The sequence below is a fragment of the Dyadobacter sp. SRI_021 genome, from assembly GCF_057586235.1.
Genome location: NZ_JBYCZM010000001.1, coordinates 909,623 through 934,155, shown reverse-complemented (window position 1 = coordinate 934,155; position 24,533 = coordinate 909,623). Strand labels below are relative to the sequence as shown.

Annotated in this window: 24 protein-coding genes; 15 read left to right on the top strand and 9 right to left on the bottom strand. The window is 50.0% G+C overall.

All coding sequences use genetic code 11. The features are described 5' to 3' along the window. Positions 1-12 precede the first annotated feature (12 nt). Together pafA (AC2YIT_RS03900) and pafA (AC2YIT_RS03895) are read left to right on the top strand one after the other, a co-directional pair. Entirely contained in the window at positions 13-1,698 is a 1,686-nt protein-coding gene (gene pafA, locus AC2YIT_RS03900; RefSeq protein WP_487278282.1) for an alkaline phosphatase PafA, read from the top strand. 120 nt (positions 1,699-1,818) lie between these two features. Further along, on the top strand, positions 1,819-3,459 hold the full coding sequence (gene pafA, locus AC2YIT_RS03895; RefSeq protein WP_430843795.1) for an alkaline phosphatase PafA: 1,641 nt from the start codon (positions 1,819-1,821) through the stop codon (positions 3,457-3,459). Between the two features lie 77 nt (positions 3,460-3,536). On the opposite strand, the gene AC2YIT_RS03890 is transcribed toward pafA (AC2YIT_RS03895), so the two are convergent. The 3 genes from AC2YIT_RS03890 to AC2YIT_RS03880 form a co-directional block, all read right to left on the bottom strand. After that, a complete protein-coding gene (locus tag AC2YIT_RS03890) occupies positions 3,537-3,971 on the bottom strand; it encodes an NfeD family protein (RefSeq protein WP_430842255.1) in 435 nt (144 codons plus the stop codon). A 4-nt stretch (positions 3,972-3,975) separates the two neighbouring features. Continuing rightward, positions 3,976-4,890, bottom strand: a complete 915-nt coding sequence (locus AC2YIT_RS03885) for an SPFH domain-containing protein (RefSeq protein ID WP_106596933.1) — start codon at positions 4,888-4,890, stop codon at positions 3,976-3,978. Between the two features lie 131 nt (positions 4,891-5,021). Then, positions 5,022-6,185, bottom strand: a complete 1,164-nt coding sequence (locus AC2YIT_RS03880; protein ID WP_487278281.1) for an acyl-CoA dehydrogenase family protein — start codon at positions 6,183-6,185, stop codon at positions 5,022-5,024. Positions 6,186-6,397: 212 nt separating this feature from the next. On the opposite strand from AC2YIT_RS03880, the gene AC2YIT_RS03875 reads away from it, so the two are divergent. Together AC2YIT_RS03875 and AC2YIT_RS03870 are read left to right on the top strand one after the other, a co-directional pair. Further along, entirely contained in the window at positions 6,398-7,714 is a 1,317-nt protein-coding gene (locus AC2YIT_RS03875) for a UDP-glucose dehydrogenase family protein (protein ID WP_487278280.1), read from the top strand. Between the two features lie 36 nt (positions 7,715-7,750). Then, on the top strand, positions 7,751-8,743 hold the full coding sequence (locus AC2YIT_RS03870; RefSeq protein ID WP_430842262.1) for a UDP-glucuronic acid decarboxylase family protein: 993 nt from the start codon (positions 7,751-7,753) through the stop codon (positions 8,741-8,743). A gap of 196 nt (positions 8,744-8,939) precedes the next feature. On the opposite strand, the gene frr is transcribed toward AC2YIT_RS03870, so the two are convergent. The 4 genes from frr to dusB form a co-directional block, all read right to left on the bottom strand. Further along, entirely contained in the window at positions 8,940-9,500 is a 561-nt protein-coding gene (gene frr / locus AC2YIT_RS03865; RefSeq protein WP_487278279.1) for a ribosome recycling factor, read from the bottom strand. A 24-nt stretch (positions 9,501-9,524) separates the two neighbouring features. After that, positions 9,525-10,247, bottom strand: a complete 723-nt coding sequence (gene pyrH, locus AC2YIT_RS03860; protein ID WP_487278278.1) for a UMP kinase — start codon at positions 10,245-10,247, stop codon at positions 9,525-9,527. A gap of 61 nt (positions 10,248-10,308) precedes the next feature. Then, on the bottom strand, positions 10,309-10,836 hold the full coding sequence (locus AC2YIT_RS03855; protein ID WP_430842268.1) for an acyl-CoA carboxylase biotin carboxyl carrier protein subunit: 528 nt from the start codon (positions 10,834-10,836) through the stop codon (positions 10,309-10,311). Next, a complete protein-coding gene (gene dusB, locus AC2YIT_RS03850; protein WP_430842270.1) occupies positions 10,830-11,819 on the bottom strand; it encodes a tRNA dihydrouridine synthase DusB in 990 nt (329 codons plus the stop codon). Before dusB ends, AC2YIT_RS03855 begins: the two co-directional genes overlap by 7 nt. 57 nt (positions 11,820-11,876) lie before the next feature. Here dusB and AC2YIT_RS03845 point away from each other — a divergent pair, with 57 nt between their 5' ends. The 4 genes from AC2YIT_RS03845 (at position 11,877) to AC2YIT_RS03830 (ending at position 14,813) form a co-directional block, all read left to right on the top strand. Beyond that, positions 11,877-12,842 (top strand): CPBP family intramembrane glutamic endopeptidase, encoded by a 966-nt coding sequence (locus AC2YIT_RS03845; protein ID WP_487278277.1) that lies wholly within the window; start codon positions 11,877-11,879, stop codon positions 12,840-12,842. 23 nt (positions 12,843-12,865) lie between these two features. Next, positions 12,866-13,087 (top strand): putative signal transducing protein, encoded by a 222-nt coding sequence (locus AC2YIT_RS03840; protein ID WP_430842274.1) that lies wholly within the window; start codon positions 12,866-12,868, stop codon positions 13,085-13,087. Further along, positions 13,059-13,892 (top strand): phosphatidate cytidylyltransferase, encoded by an 834-nt coding sequence (locus AC2YIT_RS03835; protein WP_430842276.1) that lies wholly within the window; start codon positions 13,059-13,061, stop codon positions 13,890-13,892. Before AC2YIT_RS03840 ends, AC2YIT_RS03835 begins: the two co-directional genes overlap by 29 nt. A gap of 165 nt (positions 13,893-14,057) precedes the next feature. Continuing rightward, the gene (locus tag AC2YIT_RS03830; RefSeq protein WP_487278276.1) at positions 14,058-14,813 is read left to right on the top strand and encodes a carboxypeptidase-like regulatory domain-containing protein; all 756 of its coding nucleotides are present in this window, start codon (positions 14,058-14,060) and stop codon (positions 14,811-14,813) included. Here AC2YIT_RS03830 and AC2YIT_RS03825 read toward each other — a convergent pair. After that, the gene (locus tag AC2YIT_RS03825; RefSeq protein WP_487278275.1) at positions 14,810-15,616 is read right to left on the bottom strand and encodes a UDP-2,3-diacylglucosamine diphosphatase; all 807 of its coding nucleotides are present in this window, start codon (positions 15,614-15,616) and stop codon (positions 14,810-14,812) included. The genes AC2YIT_RS03830 and AC2YIT_RS03825 overlap by 4 nt on opposite strands. Positions 15,617-15,726: 110 nt before the next feature. Between AC2YIT_RS03825 and AC2YIT_RS03820 the strand changes: the two genes are divergently transcribed. Beyond that, entirely contained in the window at positions 15,727-16,470 is a 744-nt protein-coding gene (locus AC2YIT_RS03820) for a hypothetical protein (protein WP_430842282.1), read from the top strand. Positions 16,471-16,557: 87 nt separating this feature from the next. Here AC2YIT_RS03820 and AC2YIT_RS03815 read toward each other — a convergent pair whose 3' ends face one another. Next, positions 16,558-17,097, bottom strand: a complete 540-nt coding sequence (locus AC2YIT_RS03815) for a DUF4494 domain-containing protein (RefSeq protein WP_430842284.1) — start codon at positions 17,095-17,097, stop codon at positions 16,558-16,560. Positions 17,098-17,244: 147 nt separating this feature from the next. On the opposite strand from AC2YIT_RS03815, the gene AC2YIT_RS03810 reads away from it, so the two are divergent. From AC2YIT_RS03810 to mutS, 6 genes are all read left to right on the top strand, one after another. Next, a complete protein-coding gene (locus AC2YIT_RS03810) occupies positions 17,245-17,877 on the top strand; it encodes a hypothetical protein (RefSeq protein WP_487278274.1) in 633 nt (210 codons plus the stop codon). 35 nt (positions 17,878-17,912) lie between these two features. Beyond that, on the top strand, positions 17,913-19,736 hold the full coding sequence (locus tag AC2YIT_RS03805) for a hypothetical protein (RefSeq protein WP_487278273.1): 1,824 nt from the start codon (positions 17,913-17,915) through the stop codon (positions 19,734-19,736). A 25-nt stretch (positions 19,737-19,761) separates the two neighbouring features. After that, on the top strand, positions 19,762-20,526 hold the full coding sequence (locus AC2YIT_RS03800; protein WP_487278272.1) for an exodeoxyribonuclease III: 765 nt from the start codon (positions 19,762-19,764) through the stop codon (positions 20,524-20,526). Between the two features lie 75 nt (positions 20,527-20,601). Next, positions 20,602-21,183, top strand: coding sequence for a Uma2 family endonuclease (locus AC2YIT_RS03795; protein ID WP_487278271.1), 582 nt, complete (start codon positions 20,602-20,604; stop codon positions 21,181-21,183). 29 nt (positions 21,184-21,212) lie between these two features. Continuing rightward, positions 21,213-21,818 (top strand): pseudouridine synthase, encoded by a 606-nt coding sequence (locus AC2YIT_RS03790; protein WP_487278270.1) that lies wholly within the window; start codon positions 21,213-21,215, stop codon positions 21,816-21,818. An 89-nt stretch (positions 21,819-21,907) separates the two neighbouring features. Beyond that, on the top strand, positions 21,908-24,502 hold the full coding sequence (gene mutS, locus AC2YIT_RS03785) for a DNA mismatch repair protein MutS (protein WP_430842295.1): 2,595 nt from the start codon (positions 21,908-21,910) through the stop codon (positions 24,500-24,502). Positions 24,503-24,533 lie beyond the last annotated feature (31 nt).

Sequence of the window (24,533 nt, the reverse complement as noted above, 5' to 3'; positions counted from 1 at the left end):
AATAGCATCACAATGAAATTGATCCATCATCCGCTTCTCCGAGTTTTGTTCGCGGGACTCGTCATTATTCAACCTGTTTTGGCCCAAACCAAAAGTAAAACGGGCGGGGCGGCTTCCCCGGCTGCAACCAGGCTGGAAAGGCCCAAGCTGGTAGTCGGCATGGTCGTCGACCAGATGCGTTACGATTACCTGTACCGCTATTACGACAAATATAAAGAAGGCGGTTTGAAAAGGCTCATCAATGAGGGTTTCAACTGCCGTAACAACCATTACCATTACGCATTGACCGTAACAGCGGCAGGGCATTCGGCTGTGTATACGGGCTCGATGCCGGCTATGAATGGCATTGTGGGTAATGACTGGTATGACGTTGCGCAAGCTAAAAACGTATATTGTACAGATGACAACACAGTAGCAACGGTAGGCAGCAGTAATGTGACGGTAGGCAAAATGTCACCGCGGAACCTGCTCGTTACAACCGTTACCGATCAGCTTCGTATCGCCACCAACTTTCGTTCGAAAACCATTGGCGTAGCGATCAAAGACCGCGCCTCCATTCTGCCGGCCGGTCACGCGGCATCAGGTGCCTACTGGTTTGATTCCAAAACCGGGAATTTCGTGACAAGTACTTATTACATGGACAAATTGCCACAATGGGTTGCCGATTATAACGGCCTGAAAAAGCCTGCCGAGTACATGGGCAAAGGCTGGAATACATTGTTGCCTATTGGAGAATATACCCAAAGCTCACCGGACGATGTGCCCTGGGAAGGGAAACTCTCGACGGCTACCAAGCCGGTATTCCCGCATGACCTAACAGGCAATGCAGGCGATGCATACGGCCCGATGACAACTTCGCCATGGGGCAACACGATTACCAAAGAAATGGCTATCGCCGCAATCAAGGGCGAAAACCTAGGCAAAGGTGCCGACACTGACTTCCTCGCCGTTAGCTTTTCTTCGCCCGATCGTATCGGCCATATGTTTGGGCCGAACTCGGTAGAGCAGGAGGACGACTACCTGAAACTGGATCGCGAGTTCGCTGATTTCTTCAACTTCCTCGATAGCTGGGCAGGCAAGGGCAATTACACCGTATTCCTCACCGCCGACCACGGGGCCATGGATGTGCCCGCATTCTGGCAGGAGCATAAGCTGCCTGCGGGCCTGCTAAGTGCCACCACCCTGACACGCACCATCGTGAAAACGCTGAACGATGCCTACGGCGAGGCGGAATATGTTTCTGCATTTGAAAACTACCAGCTTTACCTCAACAAAGCGATCCTGAAAGAGAAGAAGATCACCGTGGCTGATGTGTACCAGACATTGCGGGATGCATTGCTGGCTGTGGATGGCGTAGCCGACGTGATTAACCTGCGCGACATGGGTAAAGCACCATTGAATACCTATCAATTGGAGCTGTTTAAGAACAACATCAATGCCAAGCGCAGCGGCGATTTGCAGGTGTTGCTGCAACCGGGCTGGTTTGCTTCGACCATGAGCACCGGTACCGACCACGGCACGCCTTACAATTACGATACACACGTGCCTTTCCTGCTGTATGGCTGGGGTATCAACAAGGGGGAAACGCTTCGTCGTACCTCTATTGCTGACATTGCTCCTACCATTTCAGCATTGCTGCACATTCTGCCCCCAAGCGGCAACGTAGGTAATCCAGTGCAGGAAGCATTGAAAAAGTAAACTGAAAAGTGTATTTGCTGCGGGCCATACCGGGTTCAGACGGTACCGGGCTCCGCAGTTTTTTTGTTTTATCTAAATCCCTTAACTGTGAAAAAACTAGCTTGCTGGGTGTTTGCTGCAATGGCTACAACGGCCGTTTCCGCGCAAACCCCCAAGAAGGCCGCAGCCCCGAAGGCTGAGGGCACAAAGTCAACTGCGCTTGCCCGACCCAAACTGGTGGTAGGCATTGTAGTAGATCAGATGCGTTACGATTACCTGTACCGCTATTACGACCAGTATACCGAGGGCGGTTTCAAAAGAATGATGAACGAGGGCTTCAACTGCCGCAACAATCATTACAGCTACGCGCTCACGGTAACGGCCGCGGGTCACGCATCGGCGTACACGGGCTCGGTACCGGCGATCAACGGGATTGTTGGTAACGAATGGTATGATCCCATTGCGAAACAGGACGTGTATTGCGTGGAAGACAGTACCGTAAAAACCGTAGGAAGCAGCAATGTGGCGGTCGGTAAAATGTCACCGCGAAATCTGCTCGTGAGCACGGTGACCGATCAACTTCGCATTGCGACCAACTTCCGTTCTAAAACCATTGGCGTAGCTATTAAGGACCGCGGCTCGATCCTGCCCGCAGGCCATGCCGCGAACGCTGCCTACTGGTTTGATTCCAAAACCGGTAACTGGGTGAGTAGTACCTATTATATGGACGATTTACCGCAATGGGCCAAAGATTACAATGCAAAGAAAATGCCGGCCGTTTATGCGCAAAAGGGCTGGGACCTCCTGCTGACAGCGGACGCGTACACCCAGAGCTCTCCCGACGATGTGCCCTGGGAAGGCAAGCTGCCCGGAGCGAAAAAGCCGGTATTCCCTTATGAACTCGTTGGAATGGCGGGCGATGCATTTGGGATTGTGACCGACACGCCGTGGGGTAACACCATCACGAAGGAAATGGCTATTGAGGCGATCAAAGGCGAGCAGCTTGGAAAAGGAACGGATACCGATTTCCTGGCGATCAGCTTTTCATCGACCGATAAAATTGGCCACCGTGTAGGCCCGAACTCCGTGGAGCAGCAGGATGATTTCCTGCGCCTGGACCGCGAGTTTGCCGATTTGTTCAACTTCCTCGATAGCTGGGTAGGAAAAGGGCAATACACCGTGTTCCTGACCGCCGACCACGGGGTTGTGGATGTTCCCGGCTTCGCGAAAGAGCACAAGCTGCCAGCAGGCCTGGTGGATCGTAAGTTGTTGACCAATTCCGTTACCGATGCGCTGAATGAGGCTTTTGGACAAGATAAGTATGTGATAGCTACGGACAATAATCAGCTCTATTTGGATCACAGCCTTTTGAGAAAAAAGAATATCACTATTGCAGCCGCACACAGCGTGGTACGCGATGCAGCATTGACTGTGCCGGGCATTGCCGACGTGATCGACCTGACCGACATGGGCAAGGCTCCACTGAATACTTATCAGCTGGAACTGTATAAAAACAATGTGAACGCGAAACGCAGCGGGGATTTGCAGGTAATATCGCAGCCGGGCTGGTTCTACGGAACTTCCACGGGAACATCCCACGGTACACCTTACAATTACGACACCCAGGTTCCGTTCGTGATGTTTGGCTGGGGCATCAACAAAGGTGAGACTGTAAAAAGGACTTCCGTTTGCGACATCGCGCCTACCATTGCTTCTTTGCTGCACATTTTGCCAGCCAGTGGTAATATCGGGCATCCGGTGGAGGAAGCGTTGAAAAAGTGAATTTTTTAGGATAAGCAAAAAGCCGTGAGTACGAATCGATCATGCTCACGGCTTTTTGTTTGGATTAATATTGAAAATCAGGATTCTTCCACGATCAGGACAATGCCTTCTGTTTTTTTAATCACCACTTTGCTGCCGGCCGGAATATTCTGATGATTTTCTGAAATGGCTTTCCATTCGGCGCCGCGGTAATAAATTCGGCCTTCGCCGTTACCGGGAATGTCGCGGATCACCATGGCGGTTTCGCCGGCAAATTCACTGTACTCTGCCGCGGAACGGCGTTCGAGCAACCTGCGGGCATGTTTTCGAAGTACGAGCAGTGAAATCAATGATATCGCCGAAAATGCCAGTATCTGGCTTTCGGTGCTTGGCAGTAGCCCGATAGACGTAAGGAGGGATGTGAGCAATGCGCCGGCCGCGAAGAAAACGAACACGAGCAGGACGCTGACCAGTTCTGCCAAAAGCATTACCAGCCCTACGATGAGCCAAATCTGCGGTAAGGTCAAATCCATGATACTATTGCTTGTGTTCCGACGATTTGACTACGGTTAAAGCCGTCGCGATGAGCGAGCCCATGTCGGCCAGGTTGGCAGGGAGGATGAGCGTATTGCCGGCCTTGGCTATTTTACCAAACTGCTCCACGTAGTTTTCAGCCACTTTCAATTGCACTGCCTCGGCACCGCCTTCCTCGCGGATGGCCTGTGCTACCAACCGGATACTTTCGGCCGTAGCTTCTGCCACCGATTTCAAGGCCGAAGCCTCACCTTCAGCCTCGTTGATTTGTCGTAGACGGATACCTTCCGACTCCAGTACCACCTTCTGCTTTTGTCCCTCGGCCACGTTGATCGCAGCCTGCTTTTCACCATCCGATTGCAGGATCACCGCACGGCGTTCCCGCTCCGCCTGCATTTGTTTCTCCATCGCATTCAACACGCTTTGCGGCGGGGTAATGTTCTTGATTTCGTAGCGGAGCACTTTCACACCCCAGCCCGTGGCCGCCTCGTCGATGGATTCAACCACAGCACGGTTGATCGTCATACGTTCCTCGAAAGTCTTGTCAAGGTCCAGCTTACCGATCTCGCTCCGCATGGTGGTCTGTGCTAATTGAATTACTGCAAATGTATAGTCAGAAATACCGTAAGCGGCTTTTCGCGGATCTATTACTTGGATGAAAATGACCCCGTCCATGCGTACCTGCACGTTATCGCGGGTGATACAGATCTGCTCGGGAATATCCACAGCCGCTTCTTTGAGCGTGTACTTGTAGGCGATCCGGTCGAAAAAGGGAATGATGAAATTGACGCCCGGTTGCAGGACGGCATAAAACTTTCCCAGACGTTCCAGAATGTAAGCGCTTTGCTGAGGGACAACCTTGACGGTCATCAGAATGGTGAGCACCACCAGGACGAGCAGAACAATGAAAGGGGTCATAACAAGTCGGTTTAAGGTCTATGGCGAAAATAGCCATAACCTGACTTGCTTCCTATTGTTCCGGGACCAACATACATGGAAACTTGCTTATCGGTTGTGCCATAGGATAGGCGGTTTGAAATAAAATATGATTATTTCAATATTTCTTTTGATATAACTATCTTCTGTATCTCACTCGTGCCCTCTCCGATGGTACAGAGCTTGCTGTCGCGGTAGAATTTCTCGACGGGATAATCCTTCACAAAGCCATATCCACCAAATATTTGCACTGCGTCATTAGCTACGCGCACGGCGGTCTCAGAGGAGTGGTATTTGGCCACTGAGCTCGCCAGTGTCACTTTTTCACCGGCGTCTTTCAATGCTGCCGCGTGGAAGGTGAGTAGAGACGACGCCTGGACGTCGGTGTACATATCAGCGAGTTTGAATGCGATGGCCTGGAAATCGCAGATCGCTTTACCGAACTGCTTGCGTTCTTTGGAATAAGCCAATGCGGCCTCGTATGCACCCCAGGCCGTGCCTACACCCAACGCTGCAATGGAAATGCGGCCCCCGTCGAGCACTTTAAGCGACTGGATAAACCCGTCACCGATTTCGCCCAGCCGCTGGCCGTCGGGAATGCGGCAATCCTGAAATAGCAACTCGACGGTTTCGGAGGCACGCATGCCTAACTTATCCTCCTTACGGCCTGCGGTGAAGCCCGGGGTTGTGGTGTCGAGTACGAATGCGGTAGCACCATGCTTGTCGCCGGGCTCACCGGTACGGGTCATCACTACCAGTACATCGGCGCTTTTGCCGTTGGTAATGAAGTTTTTGGAACCATTGATCACCCAGTCATTGCCGTCCCGCACGGCCACCGTGCGCATATTGCCAGCGTCGGAACCGGTATTGGGTTCGGTAAGGCCCCACGCACCCACAAGCGTGCCCGAGGCGAGGCCGGGGAGGTATTTTTGCTTCTGCTCATCGGTGCCGAACATGTATATATGATTGGTACAAAGCGAATTGTGCGCCGCCATCGACAAGGCTACCGACGGGTCAACTTTCGCCAGTTCGACGATCGCCGTCACATATTCGCGGTAGCCGAGGCCTGCGCCGCCGAGGCTTTCGGGAATGAGCATGCCCATGAGGCCCAGCTCGCCCATGGCTCTGAAAACTTCCTTCGGAAAGTGCTGTTGCTCGTCCCAGGTACGGATATGCGGCTTGATATGCAGCGCTGCGAAATCCCTGACGGTTTGTTGGATGAGGTTACATATTTCGCCGGAGGGGTTATTAGTCAGGTCCTTTTCTCGTGTGTCCATGGGTGTTGATGATTATATTTGTGTGATTACCCAATGATAGTGAGAATGCGACAAAATCGCTAGCCAGTAACGAACAAATCCAAATCGCGGAGGTGAACATTCACTTAAAAAAATTACTTTTGCATCCGTCCTTACGCACTGGACTTAGTTAAGTACAATTCCCGGATTTTATTAAACAAGTGCCAAAACAGCTATATAATAATTAACCGTTTATGAAAATTGCAGTAGTAGGAACAGGATACGTGGGTTTGGTGACAGGTACCTGCTTTGCCGAGACCGGCAACCAGGTTACTTGCGTCGACATCGACGTCAGAAAGGTTGAACGCCTTCAAAAAGGAGAAATACCCATTTACGAGCCGGGCCTCGACGTGTTATTCGACCGCAATGTGGCCGAGGGGCGCTTGTTGTTTACGACTAGTCTGGCGGAAGGTGTGAAGGATGCGCAGGTGATATTCCTTGCATTACCAACCCCTCCGGGTGAGGACGGCTCGGCCGACTTAAAATATATTCTCAAAGTTGCCGATGATCTCGGACCGATCCTGGATCAATATGCAGTGATCATCGACAAAAGCACGGTACCGGTTGGAACGGCTGAAAAAGTACGTGCAGCAATCGCAAAAAACGCCAAAGTAGAATTTGACGTGGTATCGAATCCCGAGTTCCTTCGGGAAGGCGTGGCCGTGGAAGATTTTATGAAGCCCGATCGTGTAGTGGTGGGTACGACCTCGGAAAAAGCCAAAAAGGTAATGGAGAAGTTGTATGCTCCCTTGGTACGCCAGGGTAACCCGGTGATCTTCATGGATGAGCGTTCGGCGGAAATGACCAAATACGCGGCAAACTCGTTCCTGGCGATGAAGATCACGTTCATGAACGAAATCGCAAACCTTTGTGAGAAAGTAGGTGCCAATGTAGATGATATTCGTCGTGGTATCGGAACGGACAGCCGTATCGGCAAACGTTTCCTTTTCGCGGGTATCGGATACGGTGGTAGCTGTTTCCCGAAAGACGTCCAGGCATTGGCCAAAACTTCCCTGGATTACAATTATGATTTCCGCATTCTGAAATCCGTAATGGATGTGAACTACGACCAAAAGAAGAAACTGCTTCCGATGGTAGAAGGGTACTTTCCGGATGGATTGAAAGGCAAAACGATCGCGGTTTGGGGATTGGCATTCAAACCTTATACCGACGATATCCGCGAAGCGCCAGCGTTGGAAAATATCGAAGCATTGCTCGCAGCCGGCGCAAAAGTGACTGCCTACGACCCTGAGGCGATGCCAAATGTAAAGGGAGTTCTGGGCGATAAAGTGACGTTCTGCCACACACCTTACGCGGCACTTGATGATGCCGATGCGCTAATGATCTTTACAGAATGGCCTCAGTTCCGCACGCCGGAATTTGAGAAAATGGGTAAACTGCTGAAAAACAAAGTGATTTTCGACGGCAGGAACCTGTACGAACTCGATCAGATGCGCGAAATGGGGTATACCTATTACAGCATCGGTCGTGAGAAGGTAGTGCCGGCCTGATCATAAACTAGTAAATACTCTAACTTACTCATCTTAATGAAACGTGTTTTAATTACGGGAGCAGCAGGTTTCCTGGGTTCGCACCTCTGCGAGCGTTTTTTAAAGGAGGGAATGTACGTGATCGGGATGGACAACCTGATTACCGGCGATATGCGCAATATCGAACACCTGATGCCCAACCCGAATTTCGAGTTTTACCATCATGATGTGACGAAATACGTGCACGTACCGGGCGAGCTCGACTACATTATGCACTTCGCATCTCCCGCCAGTCCGATCGACTATCTGAAAATCCCTATCCAGACGCTCAAAGTAGGGGCAATGGGAACGCATAACCTGTTGGGATTGGCCCGTGCCAAAAAATCACGTTTCATTATTGCCTCTACTTCGGAGGTATACGGAGACCCGCTCGTGCACCCGCAAACAGAAGATTACTGGGGCCACGTGAACCCGATCGGGCCGCGTGGCTGCTACGACGAGGCGAAACGTTACCAGGAGGCGATCACGATGGCTTACCACCGTTACCACGGCCTGGAAACACGCATTGTACGTATTTTCAATACTTACGGACCTAGAATGCGCCTCAACGACGGACGTGTGTTGCCGGCATTCATGGGCCAGGCATTGCGCGGCGAGGATATTACCGTGTTCGGTGATGGTACCCAAACCCGCTCATTCTGCTATGTGGATGATTTGGTGGAAGGTATCTATCGCTTGCTCATGAGCGACTACTCGCTGCCTGTCAACATCGGTAACCCTAAGGAGATCACCATCGGGCAGTTTGCAGAAGAGATCATCAAGCTGACCGGTACTGACCAGAAAGTGGTGTACAAGCCGCTTCCGCAAGACGATCCTAAGCAACGCCAGCCGGATATCTCGAAAGCGAAGGAAATCCTGGGCTGGGAGCCAAAAGTGTCCCGCGAAGAAGGTCTTCGCATCACATACGATTATTTCCGCAGCCTGCCGAAAGAGCGCCTGTACGAAGAGTCGAACCACAGGGGGTTCGAAGGTTTCAGCGCGAAAAAGTAAGTTTTACTTCGGTAGTTGGTTTACCTCGGCTGTCGGCTGTCGGCAATCGGCTTTTTTAAAGTCTGATAGGCGATAGCCGACGGCCGAAGTTCTTTTAAAAAAGCCGACAGCTGATTGCCGAAAGCCGAAGTTTTTCAAAAAAAATCGACTGCCGATAGCCGACAGCCGAAGTTGGTCAAGGTTAGAATCAGTCGTCTTATACTTCCATGATCTCCTTTTCCTTCACGGAGAATATCTGTTCGATTTTGGCCACAAAGCTGTCGGTCAGTTTCTGAACGCGTTCCTCGCTAGATTTTACCAAATCCTCGGAAACACCTTCCTTAGTCAGTTTTCTCAGCGAGTTGTTCGCGTCCTGACGAATGTTACGAACGTTGATCTTCGCGGTTTCAATCTCGTTTTTCGCGCGTTTTACAAGCTCGCGGCGGCGCTCTTCATTCAATGGGGGAACAGAAATCCGGATCAGCTCGCCATCGTTCGAAGGGGAGAAGCCCAGGTTACTATTGCGGATCGCCTTTTCGATATCGTTGATAATCTTCTTCTCGAAAGGTTTGATAGCGAGCGTCCGTGCATCGGGCGTGTTGATCGTCGCCACGTTCTGGATCGGCGTCATTGAACCATAGTATTCGATCTGAAGACCTTCCAGCATTTGTGGGGATGCTTTTCCGGCGCGGATTTTACCCAATTCAATAATAAGGTGTTTGATTGCGCCTTCCATTGTATCCTTGGCGTCGTCCAGATATAATTCTATTTCTTCCATTGTTTTATAGTAAGCTGTATTTTTCTATTGATTCGAGATCAGGGTTCCGACATTGCCGCCCATTACGAGGTCGTACAGGTTACCAGGCTTGTTCATGTCGAATACGATGATCGGCAGATCATTTTCCTTACACAACGTGAATGCGGTGAGATCCATGATCTTGAGATTTTTAGCCAGGGCTTCGTCGAATGAAAGCTGGTCATACTTCGTTGCAGATGGGTCTTTCTCCGGATCGGCCGTATAAACGCCGTCTACACGCGTACCCTTCAAAACCACTTCCGATTCCGACTCGATGGCGCGAAGGCCTGCGGTTGTGTCGGTTGTAAAATAAGGGTTGCCGGTTCCTGCTCCGAAAATCACCACACGTCCTTTTTCGAGGTGGCGCACTGCGCGGCGGCGGATCAATGGCTCGCAAACTTGCTCCATTTTGATCGCCGACATCAGGCGTGTGTTCATTCCATGTTTTTCCAGCGAACTCTGGATGGCCATCCCGTTGATCACAGTCGCGAGCATGCCCATATGATCGCCCTGCACGCGGTCGATCCCTGATTTTTCCACAGAAGCCCCGCGGAATATGTTTCCACCACCAATTACGATTGCAACCTGTACGCCGACCTCGGTAATCCTTTTGATTTCCTTGGCATAATTGTCGAGAATGTTAAAGTCGATGACCTGGGCTTTGTCGCCCCCGTTGAGTGCTTCTCCGCTGAGTTTCAGTAATAAACGTTTATATTTTGGTTCCGGCATGGTTGTGAGTGGTGTTTTGATCCGTAAAAATAAGCGGACGAAGTTCAGAATCACAAGTAATTTAGTGAAACTCCAATAATACCTGGTTTTTTTCCACAATCTGTCCTGGCGTCACTTTCAGCGTTTTAATGACCCCGCTGCCCGACGATTTGATCACATTTTCCATTTTCATCGCCACGAGCACGAGCAGGTTGTCGCCCTTGGCAATACTGTCGCCTTCGGCTACGGCGATGGACTGGATCAGGCCCGGCATGGGAGCCTTTACATTGTTGATTTTTTGAGCGGAGCCGTTCTGCATCCCCATTTTTTCGAGCAAAAGGTCCAGGTCGTCCTTTGCTGTGGTGTGGTAATGCTGGCCGTTGATGAGCAAATGCGTCGTTTTCTCAGCCGGGTTACGGTCGATTACCTCGATATTGTAGGATTTGTTTTGCCAGATTACGTGGAAACGGTCGCCGCCGAGCGACGCAATGTCGCCGTCGAAAATATTCCCATTAATGAACCAGCCTTCTTTCCGTTGATCTATTTCAAATGCATGACCGTTTTCAGGCTGCTCGGCCTGCGGCTTGTTGCCCACATTTACTTTCAGCATACCATTTCACTGTAATCGTTCGAGATTTCTTTGAGTATGCTGTCGAGTTCGTCAAATGTAGGCGCTTCCACGAGGCGCATTCTGTAAGGTTTGAAGTGTTCCAGCCCTTTGAAATAGTTGGTATAATGCCTTCTCATTTCAAAAACACCCGCTACCGGGCCTTTCCAGCGGATAGAGAATTCGAGGTGCCTGCGGCAAACATCCACGCGCTGCTCCATGGTGGGCGGCGGCAGTTTTTCACCGGTTTTGAGGTAATGCTTGATCTCATTGAAGATCCAGGGATTACCTATGGTGGCACGGCCGATCATAATACCGTCCACGCCGTAGGTATTTTTGTATTCCAATGCCTTCTCGGGCGTATCGATATCGCCATTGCCAAAAATAGGGATGGTAATGCGTGGGTTTTCTTTGATTTTGGCGATGAGCGACCAGTCGGCGGAGCCTTTATACATCTGCACGCGCGTGCGGCCATGCACGGACAATGCTTTGATGCCGATATCCTGCAAACGTTCGGCGACTTCCTCAACATTCTTGGTGTTCTCATCCCAACCCAGACGTGTTTTGACCGTCACGGGCAAATGCGTCGATTTGATAACCGATTCCGTCATCTTCACCATTTTGGGAATGTCCTGCAACAATGCAGCGCCCGCCCCGCGGCAAGCGACATTCTTTACGGGGCAGCCATAGTTGATATCGATCAGGTCGGGATTCACGCGTGAGGCAATCTCTGCGCATGAGCCCATGGTTTCTACGTCGCTACCGAAAAGCTGGATACCCACCGGTCTTTCGTACTCAAAAATATCCAGTTTCTGAACGCTTTTGGCAGCATCGCGAATAAGCCCTTCCGACGACACAAATTCGGTGTACATCAAATCGGCGCCGTTTTCCTTGCACACCGCACGGAACGGCGGGTCGCTTACGTCCTCCATCGGCGCGAGCAGCAACGGAAAATCACTCAGTTCTATATTTCCAATCTTAACCATAATCCTTCAATACCACTTCGCAGTAATATGATAATAAACTGTAAATTTACACCAATTATGCAAAATAGTAACCCGAATCTGGTTGTTTCGCGCGTACCCGGCACCTGGGGCAGTTTGTTGGTACTGGTCGGCTTCATGCTTATCGGCATGGCCGTAGGCAATGTACTGGCTGTAATGGTGCTTGCGGTTTACCTCGGTGCGGACACTGAAAGCGTTACAGCCCTGCTTACCCAGCTATTCGCCGAACCCGAAAAAATACCAAATGGATGGAATGCGCTGATGATCATGCAGGGAGTGGTCCATTTCTTTTCCTATTTGCTTCCTACGCTCATTTATTGGTTCTATATCGAACGCCGCAGCATCGGCGACCTGAGTGCAGACAAAAAACCTGCACCGTACATCTGGATATTGGCATTTGTGCTGGTACTGGCATTTATCCCGGCCAATAGCAAGTTTATAGAATGGAACCAGGCAATGGATTTGCCGGATGCATTATCGGGGCTCGAAAAATGGATGCGCGACAAGGAAGACCAACTTTCGGTGATGACCGAGTTTCTTACGAGTTATACCAGTTTTGGTCAGCTGCTGATCGCATTGTTCGTGGTAACCGTGCTCCCGGCGGTGGGTGAGGAAACCCTTTTCAGAGGAGTGATCCAGACGAAGCTTTCTCAGGAATTGCGCAATATTCACGTCGCGATCTGGGTGTCGGCGGCTATTTTTAGTGCTATTCACTTTCAATTTTATGGCTTTCTGCCGCGTATGATGCTTGGTGCATTGTTCGGCTATCTGTATTATTGGACCAGCAATTTGTGGGTGGCTGTCCTGGCGCATTTCGTTAATAATGGTTTTGTGCTGGTAATGATGTACTTACATAATGTGGGTTTAGTAGAGATCAATATTGAGGAGGCAAAATCGATGCCGTTGACGCTTATTGCGGCTTCGGTGATTGTGTCCGCCGCTATTCTGCAAGTGATCAGAAAGAACGGGCATGGGACGCGAACCGGTGTTCCGCGTAACTTTTAAGATAATTTAACATTTTCAAAATAATGGAGAATAACTGGGCGAAGGCCTACCAGAGCGGGCAGGCGATCCGGGCCGAAATTGCCCGGGAGGTTTTGGAACAGAATGGAATCGGGGCGGTGATTGTGAACAAACAGGACAGCAACTACCCGATCTTTGGAAACTTTGAAGTGCATGTGCCCGCGGCCGACCTAGCGACGGCCCAAACAATACTAACGAATGAAGAAGCGCTTAAACAACCTGAGTAATTTACAGCAAAGGACCATCACCGGGTTAGCGGGCGTATTTGTCATTATTAGTTGCATTGTTTACAGTGAATGGTCGTTTTTGCTGCTTTTTTGCGCCATCAGCTCCCTCACACAGCTTGAATTTTACAAACTGCTCGGCCTCGACGGTAACCAGCCGCTGACATATTATGGTACGTTCTGTGGCACAGTCATGATACTTCTTGCGTATTTGATTGAACAGGACATTGTCGAGTTTGAAAATTACTTCATTATCAGCCCGCTGCTGTCGATGATCTTTTTTATCAAACTCTATAAAAAGAACGACCTAAAACCTTTTACGAACATCGGTTTTACGTTCCTGGGCATTATTTACGTCGCGTTGCCGTTCGCGTTGATCATCGTGATGGCGCTGCGCGGAGGAATTTACAATTACGAGATCGTGCTCGGCAGTCTGCTGCTCTTGTGGGCGTCGGATATCGGGGGGTATTTCGCAGGTACCAAGTTTGGGAAAAGGAAGCTGTTCGAGCGCATTTCGCCGAAAAAATCCTGGGAAGGGTCTATGGGCAGCGCTGTGTTTGCGGGGATCATCGCATTTGCGCTGGGGCATTATTTCCGTACCTTCGAACCCTGGAAGTGGTATTGCATCGGCGCCATTATTGTAGTGGTCGGTACTTACGGCGACCTGGTGGAGTCGTTGTTCAAGCGGAGTATTGCCATCAAGGACTCGGGAAGCAGTATTCCGGGCCACGGCGGCTTCCTCGACCGTTTCGACGGTCTTTTGCTGTCGGCGCCATTTATTGTTACATTTTTGAAGTTATTTTCCTGAGCAAAATCGCTTTGTATAATTCATAAGGCAATGCCTGGTTACTCAGGTCGTTTGTAAAATAAGGAACGGAATTTTTACAGGCATTCAGCAAACACTATTTGAAGAGAAATTTATCATCGTGCTAATCAAAGTTCCGGGTGCTTCCCGGGGCGTAATCTGGAAGGAATGAAACGAAGTCTTTTAATATTTTTCCTCGTGCTGGCGGGAATGTTGTGTGGGCGGGAAGCATTTGCTCAAGGTGAACAGAAGGCGATTATCTTCTCGGGGGTAGTCGTGGGAGGTAAAACCACGGAGCGCTTGCCGGGTGCCACCATTTTTATCGTCAATGCTGGACGGGGAACGCTTGCTAATAGCGACGGTTCATTTACGATTCCGGTTTTCCCGGGCGATAGTATCGTGTTCAGTTATGTAGGATATAAAAAGCAATTCCACATTGTTCCGAGAGGCTACAACTCGGATATCTATTCGGCGATTGTGGCCCTGCGAGAGGATGTAGTGACACTTTCCGGTGTAACGATTTACCCTTATTCGACCGAAGAGGAATTTAAAAAAGCTTTTCTCGCACTCAAATTGCCAGATCAGGCAGAGCGGGATGCATTGGCAAAAAGCACAGATCCGGATTATATCAACCGTCTTGCAGCCCAAATGCCCAACAACGCGCAGACCAACTACCGGTATTCGATGGACCAGCTGATGTTCGGCCGGGAATCGGCGGCGAACAAGGGCTTTGCGACGAGCTTTCCATTCCTGAATCCATTTGCATGGGCTAAGTTTATCAAATCTGTTAAAAACGGGGATTTGAAACAAAAGGACTGGAGCAAAGAGCTGAATGCAACCCCGCGTGAAAATATTACGAAGCAGGACTTCATCGTTCCAAGTCCTGCCGAAGTGGAAGCCGCCAAAAAGCGGAGCGGAAACTAAACCGCCGGTTCGAACTTCTTCAACTGCAAATCATTTCCGTCAAATACGGCATAATGCTGCTGGGTAACCCATTCGCCGAGGTTAATGTAGCGTGAATGGGCACTGACATGCATGTCCAGCACCAGGTGCCGGTGCCCGAAAATGTAGTAGTCGTGCGGGGCTACGGCTTCCACCTCACGGCAATACTGAAATAGCCATTCATGGTCCGCACCCAAAAAGCGCTCTTCACCCTTATTGACATTGGCCAGCCGGCTGCGTTTCGACCATTCGGAGGCGATCCACATGCCCACGTCCGGGTGTACGACGCGGAAGAGCCACTGGAAAAAGCGGTTTTCGAATACCTTCTTCAAAAACTTGTAGGTATGGTCTCCCGGGCCCAGACCGTCGCCGTGGCCAACGAGGAGCTTTTTCTGTCCTGTCGATGAGGTAACGGTGAAGCTTACCGGATTGCGGTAAATGGGTGCACCGAGTTCTTCGGTGAGGTAGCCCGACATCCACATATCATGGTTGCCTGTGAAAATGACAAGTTCGATTCCATCATCTGCCAGCTCTGCCAGCTTGCCCAGCAAACGCACAAAGCCTTTCGGTATCGCCCGGTTGTATTCAAACCAGAAATCAAAAATATCGCCTACGAGAAAGATGACCTGCGCATCGTGCCTGATCGATTCCAGCCAGCTTACGATGCGCCTTTCGCGCTCACGGCTTGCAGTGGCGGTGGGTACTCCAAGGTGAAAGTCCGACGCGAAGTAAATGCGACGACCCGGGGCAAGGGTAATGTTTTTTTGCTGGAATGAAAGACTCATGTAGATTGGTCAAATGCGGTGCAATTTACGATGTTCGTGGAAAATGCAGCGATGGTATGGTTTTTCAGCAGGCTCTTTCTAGCTTGCATCTATTTTAAAGAACCTGTAAAATGAAACGCTACATTTCTATCTTCACTCTCTCGGTGTGCCTCCTGGGCGCTGTTTTGCCGGCATCGGCACAAGCCCCGAAAAAGATACCCGCCGACAAGCAGCGCGCATTGCTTTGGAAGCCCGACAAAGGCCAGTACTATTTCAGCCACGCATTGGTTTTCGATTACCAGAACAAAGCCGACAAGACTTCAGGTACACTTAAAGTACACCTCGACCCGGTTACCGGTGCGATGTGTTTTGTAAAGGAAACAAGTTTCGGACAGGGTGGGAAATCGTTCGATTTTGTCATCGGCTTCCCCGACGGGAAATACATTTTCTGCGGCACGGACGAGGACGGGAAGAAAGTGAGGATTAATGAGGTGGTGAAAGAATTTAAACCTGATGCGGATACGAAAAAGCAACAGCAGGACGATTTCAAGACCTACGTAATTCCCACAGAAAATAAAAGAGAGGAATTCGGCCTTACCAGTACGGAATACGACCTGACTTACGCCACTTCCGGTAGTCAGGAGAAAATCTGGCTTACCAAAACACCATTCAGTGTCTACCCGCTCTACGGCCTGGAATTTGTCGAAAGCGCCGTTAGCCTACCGGTTTCATTCGATTACATGAACCTGCTGCCTTCGGATTTATTGCTCTCGGAAATCAATTCTAAGGATGTAGTATTGAAACTGAAAAACTTTGGAAAAGATCCATATACGGCGAATGCCAAGGGGTATACAGTATTGAAGGTGAATGACTGATGTTTGATAAATGTCAGGAGCGAAGTCGAAGACAGTCAGTACGGAGGCGTCTCACATGCCCTCCGACTGCGCTCAGGATGACATTTGTTATGCGTTCTCTACTGGAACCACGGTTTCCGTGCTAGCCTCCGCCTGTGCGCGTTCGGCCATTACCTCGGATAGCGGACGCATATTGGCGGGAATCTCCGGTTCCTTATCTTCATCTGCTGAGTATGGGAACACATCGAGGATAGGCGTGAGGGTAATGTCAGTCACTTCGTACGGGATCAGGAAGTTGCGCATGCTTTCGTTGATCCGGTCGAGGGCTTGCTGGATGCCTTCCGCATTCACCAGCATATAGTTTACAATTTTCTTCTCCTTGCCGCTTTTTTCATCTACGGAGAAGTAAATGACCTTCGCTTTAAACCACTGTTCGCCTTCTTCATACGAGAAGAGGTCGGCGAGGCGCATTCTGCTGATGGCGGTCACGCTGAAATCGCTGGCATCGGTGAGGATCTGCTTGTACAGCCTCGCTTCCGACTCGGTGTATGAAACTGCATCCACGAGGTACGTCTCATTGATCGTTTTCAACCTTCCTGCTTCATCTTCTTTTTGATACCGAATTTTTCCTAAATACCAGCTGGCCATTGTTCGTGTCGATTGGGTGAAAATTAGAGTGTGCAAATGTAGAGGCTGGCTAGAAAGCACGCAAAAAAATAACACCAGAAAGTAATAATCCCTGCCCCGGGTATGCGTTCTGATACCTACTGTTTAACTTGCGAAAAATACATTGTAATGAAAAAACACATTTGGTTGGCTGCAATCGTCCTGGTTGCGGTTGTAATGACAAGTTGCGGCGTGAGCCGCCAGGTTTCGGAAGCGAAGGTTTTTGGTGATTGTAAATATGATATTGCATCGGTCGATAGCGTGTATCTGGCGGGGATCGACATCCGCGAGTTCAGGAATATCAGAAGTTTCAGCGATTTCGACCTGGCCAGGTATCCGCGGTTGGCCATGGGACTGTTACGAAAAGATGTACCGTTGAACCTCCGGGTGAACGTGGATATCACGAATCCTACCCGCAAGCGGGCGGCGATCAACCAGCTGGAATACAAGGTGCTGCTGACAGAAAGCGAGATTTTTAACGGCTATCTGAGCCAATTGATTGAAGTAATGCCGGGCACTACGCCCACGCGGGTACCTGTAAGCCTGCAAACCAATGCGTACCAGTTGCTTTCGAACGACAAAACGCGCGATCAGTTTGTAGACATGATCCTCGCCCTCACCGGCAAGTCGGATGCCAGGCCATCGAAGTTTGTTGTGAAGGTGAGGCCGACGCTGGATATAGCCGGAAAGCAGGTCAATTATCCCGGCTACATTACTTTTGAGAAAGAAATAACCAGCCAGATGATTACCGGAACGCGGTAAGCAGGCGCATTCAGTTCCCAAATATCCCCTACGTTTTGAAGCTATTCCTCGAAGATCCTCATCTGTTTGAGTATTACAGCCTTGTTGTTGTGCTGCTGCTGCTGTTTGGAGCTACGTTTTTGATAGAAAAAATAAAGTCCTGGCGGCAATGGACCGGCATTGGCCTGATCGTGCTGCCGGTGCTCTATTTTTTCATCCTCCTCGATGCGCACCTCGTCAATATCCCTTATACCGACGATTTCAACCTGCTCGAAACCGTGCAGAAACTGCGTAATTCGGAGAGTTTTACGGGAATGCTGAAAGCGCTTTTCGAGCAGGTGAACCAGCACCGGTTTGGTTTCGAGCGGATCGTCATGCTGGTCATGTTCGTGCTGACCGGCACGGTCAATATCAAAACGCAGATCATCATCGGGGATCTTTTCATGCTAGGTATAGGCTATTTGTTTTACCGCAGCCTGAAAAGGGAGGGGATTTCCTGGTATTGGTTCATTCCTGTTCCCTATATACTTTTCAATCTGGTTTACTTTGAAAATGCTTATTGGGGGATTGCGGCGCTACAAAACACACCACTGATCTTCTTTGCGATGCTAACGGCCTACGGTCTCGCGCGTGAAGATGAGAAGGGCTTTCGCATCGGGCTCGTTGCCGCATTGCTTACCACCTTTACAAGCGGAAGCGGACTGCTCGCGTGGATCGTGGGAATGATCATACTAGCCTTTCAGAAGCGTTTCAAAAACCTGCTCTGGTGGATTGCAGCCAGCGTGGCAGTCTTGCTGTTCTATTTCTTTTTCGACTACCAGTTCGTCAGCTCCCCTGGCGAGAAAGTTTGGAACCACCCGTTTTTCAATGTGGTCTTCGTGATGGCATTCTGGGGTAATGCTTTGTACCTCGACGTCCGGCATCCGCTCGTGCCGGTGTTTCACAAAGACATGATCGCTTGTGTCGTGCTGGGGGCCGGTATTACATTCATTTTCGCTGCCTGGGCATTGAGAATATTGCTTGCACGCAAGCCCACCTGGTCAGACTGGTTCTTGCTGGGCACAATGATGTTCATCATGGGCACGGGTGCGATGTTCGTCATCAGCCGGCCGATCAACAACTATGTTATGTACGGCGGCACCGTGTTTTCGAGACGATATATGATATTCGGAATTGTGTTGGTCGCTGCTTGCTATGTCTGTGTTCTGATTGTTTTAAAGAATTTCAAAGCCTGGAAAAAGCTCGCTGCCATCGTTGCGACGGGGTCTTTTGTAGGATTGAATTTCCTGAGCTATTTCACCTCCATTGTATCGATTCGAAAGCTGCACGATGACCTGGTGATCGATAGCTATTTTTGGAAGAACTACAAGACATTCCTGACTGTCGGGGATCTGTTTACCGATATTCCTTTTTGGAACCATCCTACGCGTATGCGCGATCTGATCATCGGCCTTGAATCGGACGGAATCACGGACTTCTACCAGTTTTACGATATGCCGGCACAGGAAGACCTGATCCGTCAGACCGGTTCCGGAAAGCCGTTCGAAGGGAGCTTCGACGCGAGATCACAATACAGAAATGGCGAAAGCAACCTCCCGGCAAAGTATTTCCAGTTTTTTGTGACGCCGGAGAAAGCGCAAAAGGAAACCTTTTACATTGTCCTGGAATCGGAGCAACATACGATCGTGCTCCCAGCGGTCCCGGAATCCAACACGGTTTCGGATTTTTTACAAAAAGCCTCATATTACAGCAACAATTATCAGTACTCGCTTTATAAGGCAAAGCTTCCCGAGGGAAAATACCGGGCTTGGATCATGTCGCGCGGCGAATCCGGAAAGTGGGAATCGGCTTATACCGGAAAACAGGTACTGTTTTACTAAGGCCGCCAACGCCTGCCCCTCATTTATGCAAATACTTACCTACAATCTGAACGGCATTCGTGCCGCATTAAAAAATGGCCTGCTCGACTGGCTTCAAACCACGCCGGCCGATATTCTTTGTTTCCAGGAGGTGAAGGCCACCCCCGATGTAGTCGACCTTTCGGGCTTCCGGGAGCTGGGCTACGAACTGGCGGGTTGGCACGCGGCCGAAAAGAAAGGATACAGCGGGGTCGCGATATTCTCCAAAATCAAGCCGGATCGTGTGGTGGAAGGATGCGGTATTCCTGCCTATGACTCGGAAGGACGTGTGTTAAGGGCTGATTTCGGCGATATCACGGTGCTGAACTGCTACTTCCCGTCGGGTACAAGTGGCGATGTGCGCCAGAGCGTGAAAATGCGCTTTCTTGCCGACTTTTTTGTTTGGGTAAACGAATTGAGAAAAGAGCGTCCGAACCTGATTATCTGTGGCGACTATAATATCGCGCATACCGAAATCGACATTCACGACCCGGTAAGAAACCAGAAGTCGTCCGGCTTCCTACCCGAAGAGCGCGCCTGGATGACCGAATGGTTCGCGAACGGTTACACCGACGCTTTCCGCTTCATGAATCCGACATTGCGCCAATACTCCTGGTGGACTTACCGCGCCGGTGCCCGGGGCAATAACAAAGGCTGGCGCATCGATTACATTTCCGTAGCCGAACCGATCAAAGACCGCATCATCGCCGCCCGGCAGTACAACGATGCTGTCCACTCGGACCATTGTCCTGTGTGGTTGGAAATTCGGTAGGGGATATCGGTTAAATGTGTGTTTCGATGCAGGTGATAATTGTTTATTTTGGTAGAAGCAAAAACTCAATGACCTATGGATACCGAGATGCTGGTGACTTTTAGCACGGTTAGGCCGATGAATGATGACGAATTCTTTGAGTTCTGCCAAATAAACGACACACTAGAGTTCGAAAGGGACTCGCATGGAAATATTATAGTTGTGTCACCAACTGGATCAATCGGAGGAGGATTTAATGCAGATGTAATTACTGCTTTAAATGTTTGGAACAAACAGGCAGGTCTAGGGAAAGTCTTTGAATCATCTTCTGGTTTTAAGTTGCCGGATGGTTCTGTTAGATCGCCGGATGTATCGTGGATCAGGAGGGAAAGGTGGAATGCTCTTTCCAAAGAGGAAAAGCAGAAATTTGCTCCGATTTGTCCGGACTTCGTTATTGAAATCCGTTTCGTATCTGATAGCTTACAATATCTGGTGGAAAAAATGAAAGAATACATTGCTAACGGAGCCCAATTGGGCTGGTTGATCGACAGTTTCGATGAAAAGGTTCATGTTTTTCGCATCGATGGAACTGTCGAAGTCAAGCAGATCAATGAGATTCTTTCTGATAAGGAAATCCTTCCAGGCTTTTCAATTGACCTTACGGAATTTCTAGAATAGCTATTTTTTGTTCATTAATATTCTCCATCTTGTTCCAATACTACCTCATCTACAAACCCTTCGGCATGCTCTCCCAATTCTCCCGCGAGGGCGATCACCAGACATTAGCCGATCTGGATTTTACATTTGCCAAGGACATTTACCCTGTCGGTCGCCTGGATGCGGATAGCGAAGGCCTTTTGCTGCTGACCAACGATAATTTCCTTAAAACCAAGCTGCTCGAACCGCGCAACAGGCATACGCGTACGTATTACGTGCAGGTGGAGGGCGAGGTGACTGACGAGGCTTGCCGGCAGCTTTCGAATGGCGTTGCTATTTCTATCAATGGGAAACAGTATAAGACATTGCCGGCAGAGGTTTCAAAAATAGCGGAACCAGAGCTTCCCGAACGTAATCCGCCCATCCGTTTCCGAAAGAATATCCCTACTTCATGGCTATCGGTTACATTGCACGAGGGCAAGAACCGGCAGGTGCGGCGGATGACGGCGGCCGTCGGTTTTCCGACACTCCGGCTGGTGCGCTGGTCTATCGGAAAAATTTCATTGGCGGATAAGAAAATAAATTTTCCTAAACCAGGGGACGTATGGGAAGTTACACCGAAAGAGGCTAAACTTTTTTATGAAAGGACCTTTTGACAAGGGTATAAATCGTTTGCCCTGACTTGTCAAACCGGAGAGAAGGCTTAATTTTGTACAAATCCTTGTTCTTAAAATTAGGCTGATAATTGGCAAAGGCACACAAAGAAACTCCGCTTAATAAACAATACAATCAGATTAAAGCCAAATACCCCGGAGCGTTGCTGCTTTTCCGGGTTGGCGACTTTTATGAGACTTTCGGAGAGGATGCGGTAAGGGCTTCCAAGATCCTGGGGATCGTACTTACGCGCCGGAACAATGGCGGTGCGCACGAGGAGCTCGCGGGTTTCCCACACCATTCCCTGGACAATTATCTGCCGAAACTCGTTCGTGCGGGCGAACGCGTGGCGATTTGCGATCAGCTCGAAGATCCCGCTGCTGCAAAAGGCATTGTGAAGCGCGGCGTAACCGAGCTTGTTACACCCGGCGTGTCATTCAACGACAATGTGCTCGATATCCGCAAAAACAACTACCTGGCGGCGATACACGTCGGTAGTGACGGTCTTTACGGAATCGCCTTTCTCGACATTTCTACCGGCGAATTCATGGCGTCGCAGGGTAATGCGGCGTACGTGGATAAAATGCTGCAAGGCTTTGGTCCGGCCGAGGTGTTGTATTGCAAAAAACACAAGCAGGAATTCAACGAACTCTTCGGAGGGAAATACCACACTTTTCACCTGGAAGACTGGTGCTTCGGCTACGATTATGGCTATGAGCAGCTTACAGGGCATTTTCAGACTACAACTTTAAAAGGTTACGGCATCGAATCCCTGCCGCTGGGTATTATTGCGGCGGGTGTAATTTTGCATTACCTGCGTGAAACCGAGCACAAGGAAGTTGCGCATATCAGCCGCATTACAAGGTTGGAGGAGGAAAGATATGTGTGGCTCGACCGTTTTACCGTTCGCAACCTGGAACTCGTGTACCCCCAGCAGGAAGGTGGTGTGCCGCTGATCGACATTCTCGATCACACGGTTACGCCCATGGGCGCGAGGCAGCTGCGGAAATGGATGGTATTGCCGTTGAAAGACAAGGCGCCCATAGAGGAGCGCCTGAACGCCGTAGCGCATTTCCTCACGCACGAAGAGCTCCACGAATCGCTGGTAGGATATTTCAAGCAGATTGGCGACTTGGAGCGACTGATTTCCAAAGTGGCGGTGCGTCGCATCAATCCACGGGAATTGGTTCAGCTTAAAAAATCATTGAAACAGATCGCCCCCGTAAAGGAATTGCTGGCGGGCGGTATGCTCGATAAATTCGCTTCCCAACTGGATGCCTGCGGGGCATTGGTTCAGAAGATCGAACGGGAACTCCGCGATGATGCTCCCGTACTCTCTAACCAGGGGCGGATGATCCAGAGCGGAGTCGATAGCGAACTGGACGAACTGCACGCTATTTCCTACGAAGGCAAGGATTACCTGATCAAACTTCAAAACCGCGAAATTGAACGGACAGGTATCGGTTCGCTTAAAATTGCGTATAACAAGGTATTTGGCTACTATCTCGAAGTTACCCACGCACATCAGAGTAAAGTTCCTTCCGACTGGATCAGGAAACAGACGCTCGTCAATGCGGAGCGGTACATTACGCCCGAGCTCAAAGAATACGAAGAAAAAATCATGAATGCGGAGGACCGCATTGCGGCGATCGAATTCAGGATATTCAGTGAAATCGTACAAACGGCTTCGGAATATGTGGCCGCGATCCAGCAAAATGCGCAGGTCATATCGGCGCTGGATGTGCTGAGTTCCTTTGCATTAGCTGCCCGGAAGAACAAATACGTACAGCCGGTTATCAGTGAAGGCAACGAGCTGGATATTAAGGAGGGACGTCACCCGGTAATCGAGCAACAATTGCCTGTGGGAGAAAGCTATGTGCCAAACGACGTTTACCTTGACGATGCCAGCCAGCAGATCATCATCATTACCGGTCCGAACATGGCCGGTAAATCGGCATTGCTCCGGCAAACTGCATTGATTGTACTGATGGCGCAAATGGGCAGCTTTGTCCCGGCCAAATCGGCGACGATCGGCCTGGTCGACAAGGTTTTCACCAGGGTAGGAGCGAGCGATAACCTCAGCAAAGGGGAAAGTACTTTTATGGTCGAAATGACTGAAACAGCCAGCATCCTGAACAACCTGAGCAGCAAGAGTCTCGTGCTGATGGACGAAATCGGCCGTGGAACGAGCACCTACGACGGCGTTTCCATTGCGTGGGCCATTACAGAATACCTCCATAGTCAGTCGAATTGCAGGCCTAAAACACTTTTCGCCACCCATTACCACGAATTGAACCAGCTTGCGGAAGATTTCCCGCGCATCAAAAACTTCAATGTGGCCGTAAAGGAAGTGGATAACAAAGTGGTTTTCCTCCGGAAACTGAAACCCGGCGGCAGCGCGCACAGTTTTGGTATCCACGTGGCGCAGATCGCCGGTATGCCGCAGCCAATCGTCTTGCGGGCGAGCGAAATCATGCAGCACCTGGAAAAAGACCACGTGGCGCACGAGCACAAGAAGCGGGTGAAGGATATTCCCAAAAACAATTTCCAGCTCAGCATTTTCGAGCCGGCAGACCCGAAGCTGGACGAGTTGAAGGAAAAGCTGCTGCTCGTGGATGTCAACACCCTGTCGCCCATCGAGGCATTGCTGAAACTGAACGAGTTTCAGAAGCTTATCAAAAAGTAACCTATTATCTCATGTTATACCAATCAATCTC

Excerpts from the sequence above, each read along its gene's own strand:
- pafA (WP_487278282.1), top strand. The coding sequence starts at position 13 with ATGAAATTGATCCATCATCCGCTTCTCCGAGTTTTGTTCGCGGGACTC.
- pafA (WP_430843795.1), top strand. The coding sequence starts at position 1,819 with ATGGCTACAACGGCCGTTTCCGCGCAAACCCCCAAGAAGGCCGCAGCC.
- AC2YIT_RS03890 (WP_430842255.1), bottom strand. The coding sequence starts at position 3,971 with ATGGATTTGACCTTACCGCAGATTTGGCTCATCGTAGGGCTGGTAATG.
- AC2YIT_RS03885 (WP_106596933.1), bottom strand. The coding sequence starts at position 4,890 with ATGACCCCTTTCATTGTTCTGCTCGTCCTGGTGGTGCTCACCATTCTG.
- AC2YIT_RS03880 (WP_487278281.1), bottom strand. The coding sequence starts at position 6,185 with ATGGACACACGAGAAAAGGACCTGACTAATAACCCCTCCGGCGAAATA.
- AC2YIT_RS03875 (WP_487278280.1), top strand. The coding sequence starts at position 6,398 with ATGAAAATTGCAGTAGTAGGAACAGGATACGTGGGTTTGGTGACAGGT.
- AC2YIT_RS03870 (WP_430842262.1), top strand. The coding sequence starts at position 7,751 with ATGAAACGTGTTTTAATTACGGGAGCAGCAGGTTTCCTGGGTTCGCAC.
- frr (WP_487278279.1), bottom strand. The coding sequence starts at position 9,500 with ATGGAAGAAATAGAATTATATCTGGACGACGCCAAGGATACAATGGAA.
- pyrH (WP_487278278.1), bottom strand. The coding sequence starts at position 10,247 with ATGCCGGAACCAAAATATAAACGTTTATTACTGAAACTCAGCGGAGAA.
- AC2YIT_RS03855 (WP_430842268.1), bottom strand. The coding sequence starts at position 10,836 with ATGCTGAAAGTAAATGTGGGCAACAAGCCGCAGGCCGAGCAGCCTGAA.
- dusB (WP_430842270.1), bottom strand. The coding sequence starts at position 11,819 with ATGGTTAAGATTGGAAATATAGAACTGAGTGATTTTCCGTTGCTGCTC.
- AC2YIT_RS03845 (WP_487278277.1), top strand. The coding sequence starts at position 11,877 with ATGCAAAATAGTAACCCGAATCTGGTTGTTTCGCGCGTACCCGGCACC.
- AC2YIT_RS03840 (WP_430842274.1), top strand. The coding sequence starts at position 12,866 with ATGGAGAATAACTGGGCGAAGGCCTACCAGAGCGGGCAGGCGATCCGG.
- AC2YIT_RS03835 (WP_430842276.1), top strand. The coding sequence starts at position 13,059 with ATGAAGAAGCGCTTAAACAACCTGAGTAATTTACAGCAAAGGACCATC.
- AC2YIT_RS03830 (WP_487278276.1), top strand. The coding sequence starts at position 14,058 with ATGAAACGAAGTCTTTTAATATTTTTCCTCGTGCTGGCGGGAATGTTG.
- AC2YIT_RS03825 (WP_487278275.1), bottom strand. The coding sequence starts at position 15,616 with ATGAGTCTTTCATTCCAGCAAAAAAACATTACCCTTGCCCCGGGTCGT.
- AC2YIT_RS03820 (WP_430842282.1), top strand. The coding sequence starts at position 15,727 with ATGAAACGCTACATTTCTATCTTCACTCTCTCGGTGTGCCTCCTGGGC.
- AC2YIT_RS03815 (WP_430842284.1), bottom strand. The coding sequence starts at position 17,097 with ATGGCCAGCTGGTATTTAGGAAAAATTCGGTATCAAAAAGAAGATGAA.
- AC2YIT_RS03810 (WP_487278274.1), top strand. The coding sequence starts at position 17,245 with ATGAAAAAACACATTTGGTTGGCTGCAATCGTCCTGGTTGCGGTTGTA.
- AC2YIT_RS03800 (WP_487278272.1), top strand. The coding sequence starts at position 19,762 with ATGCAAATACTTACCTACAATCTGAACGGCATTCGTGCCGCATTAAAA.
- AC2YIT_RS03795 (WP_487278271.1), top strand. The coding sequence starts at position 20,602 with ATGGATACCGAGATGCTGGTGACTTTTAGCACGGTTAGGCCGATGAAT.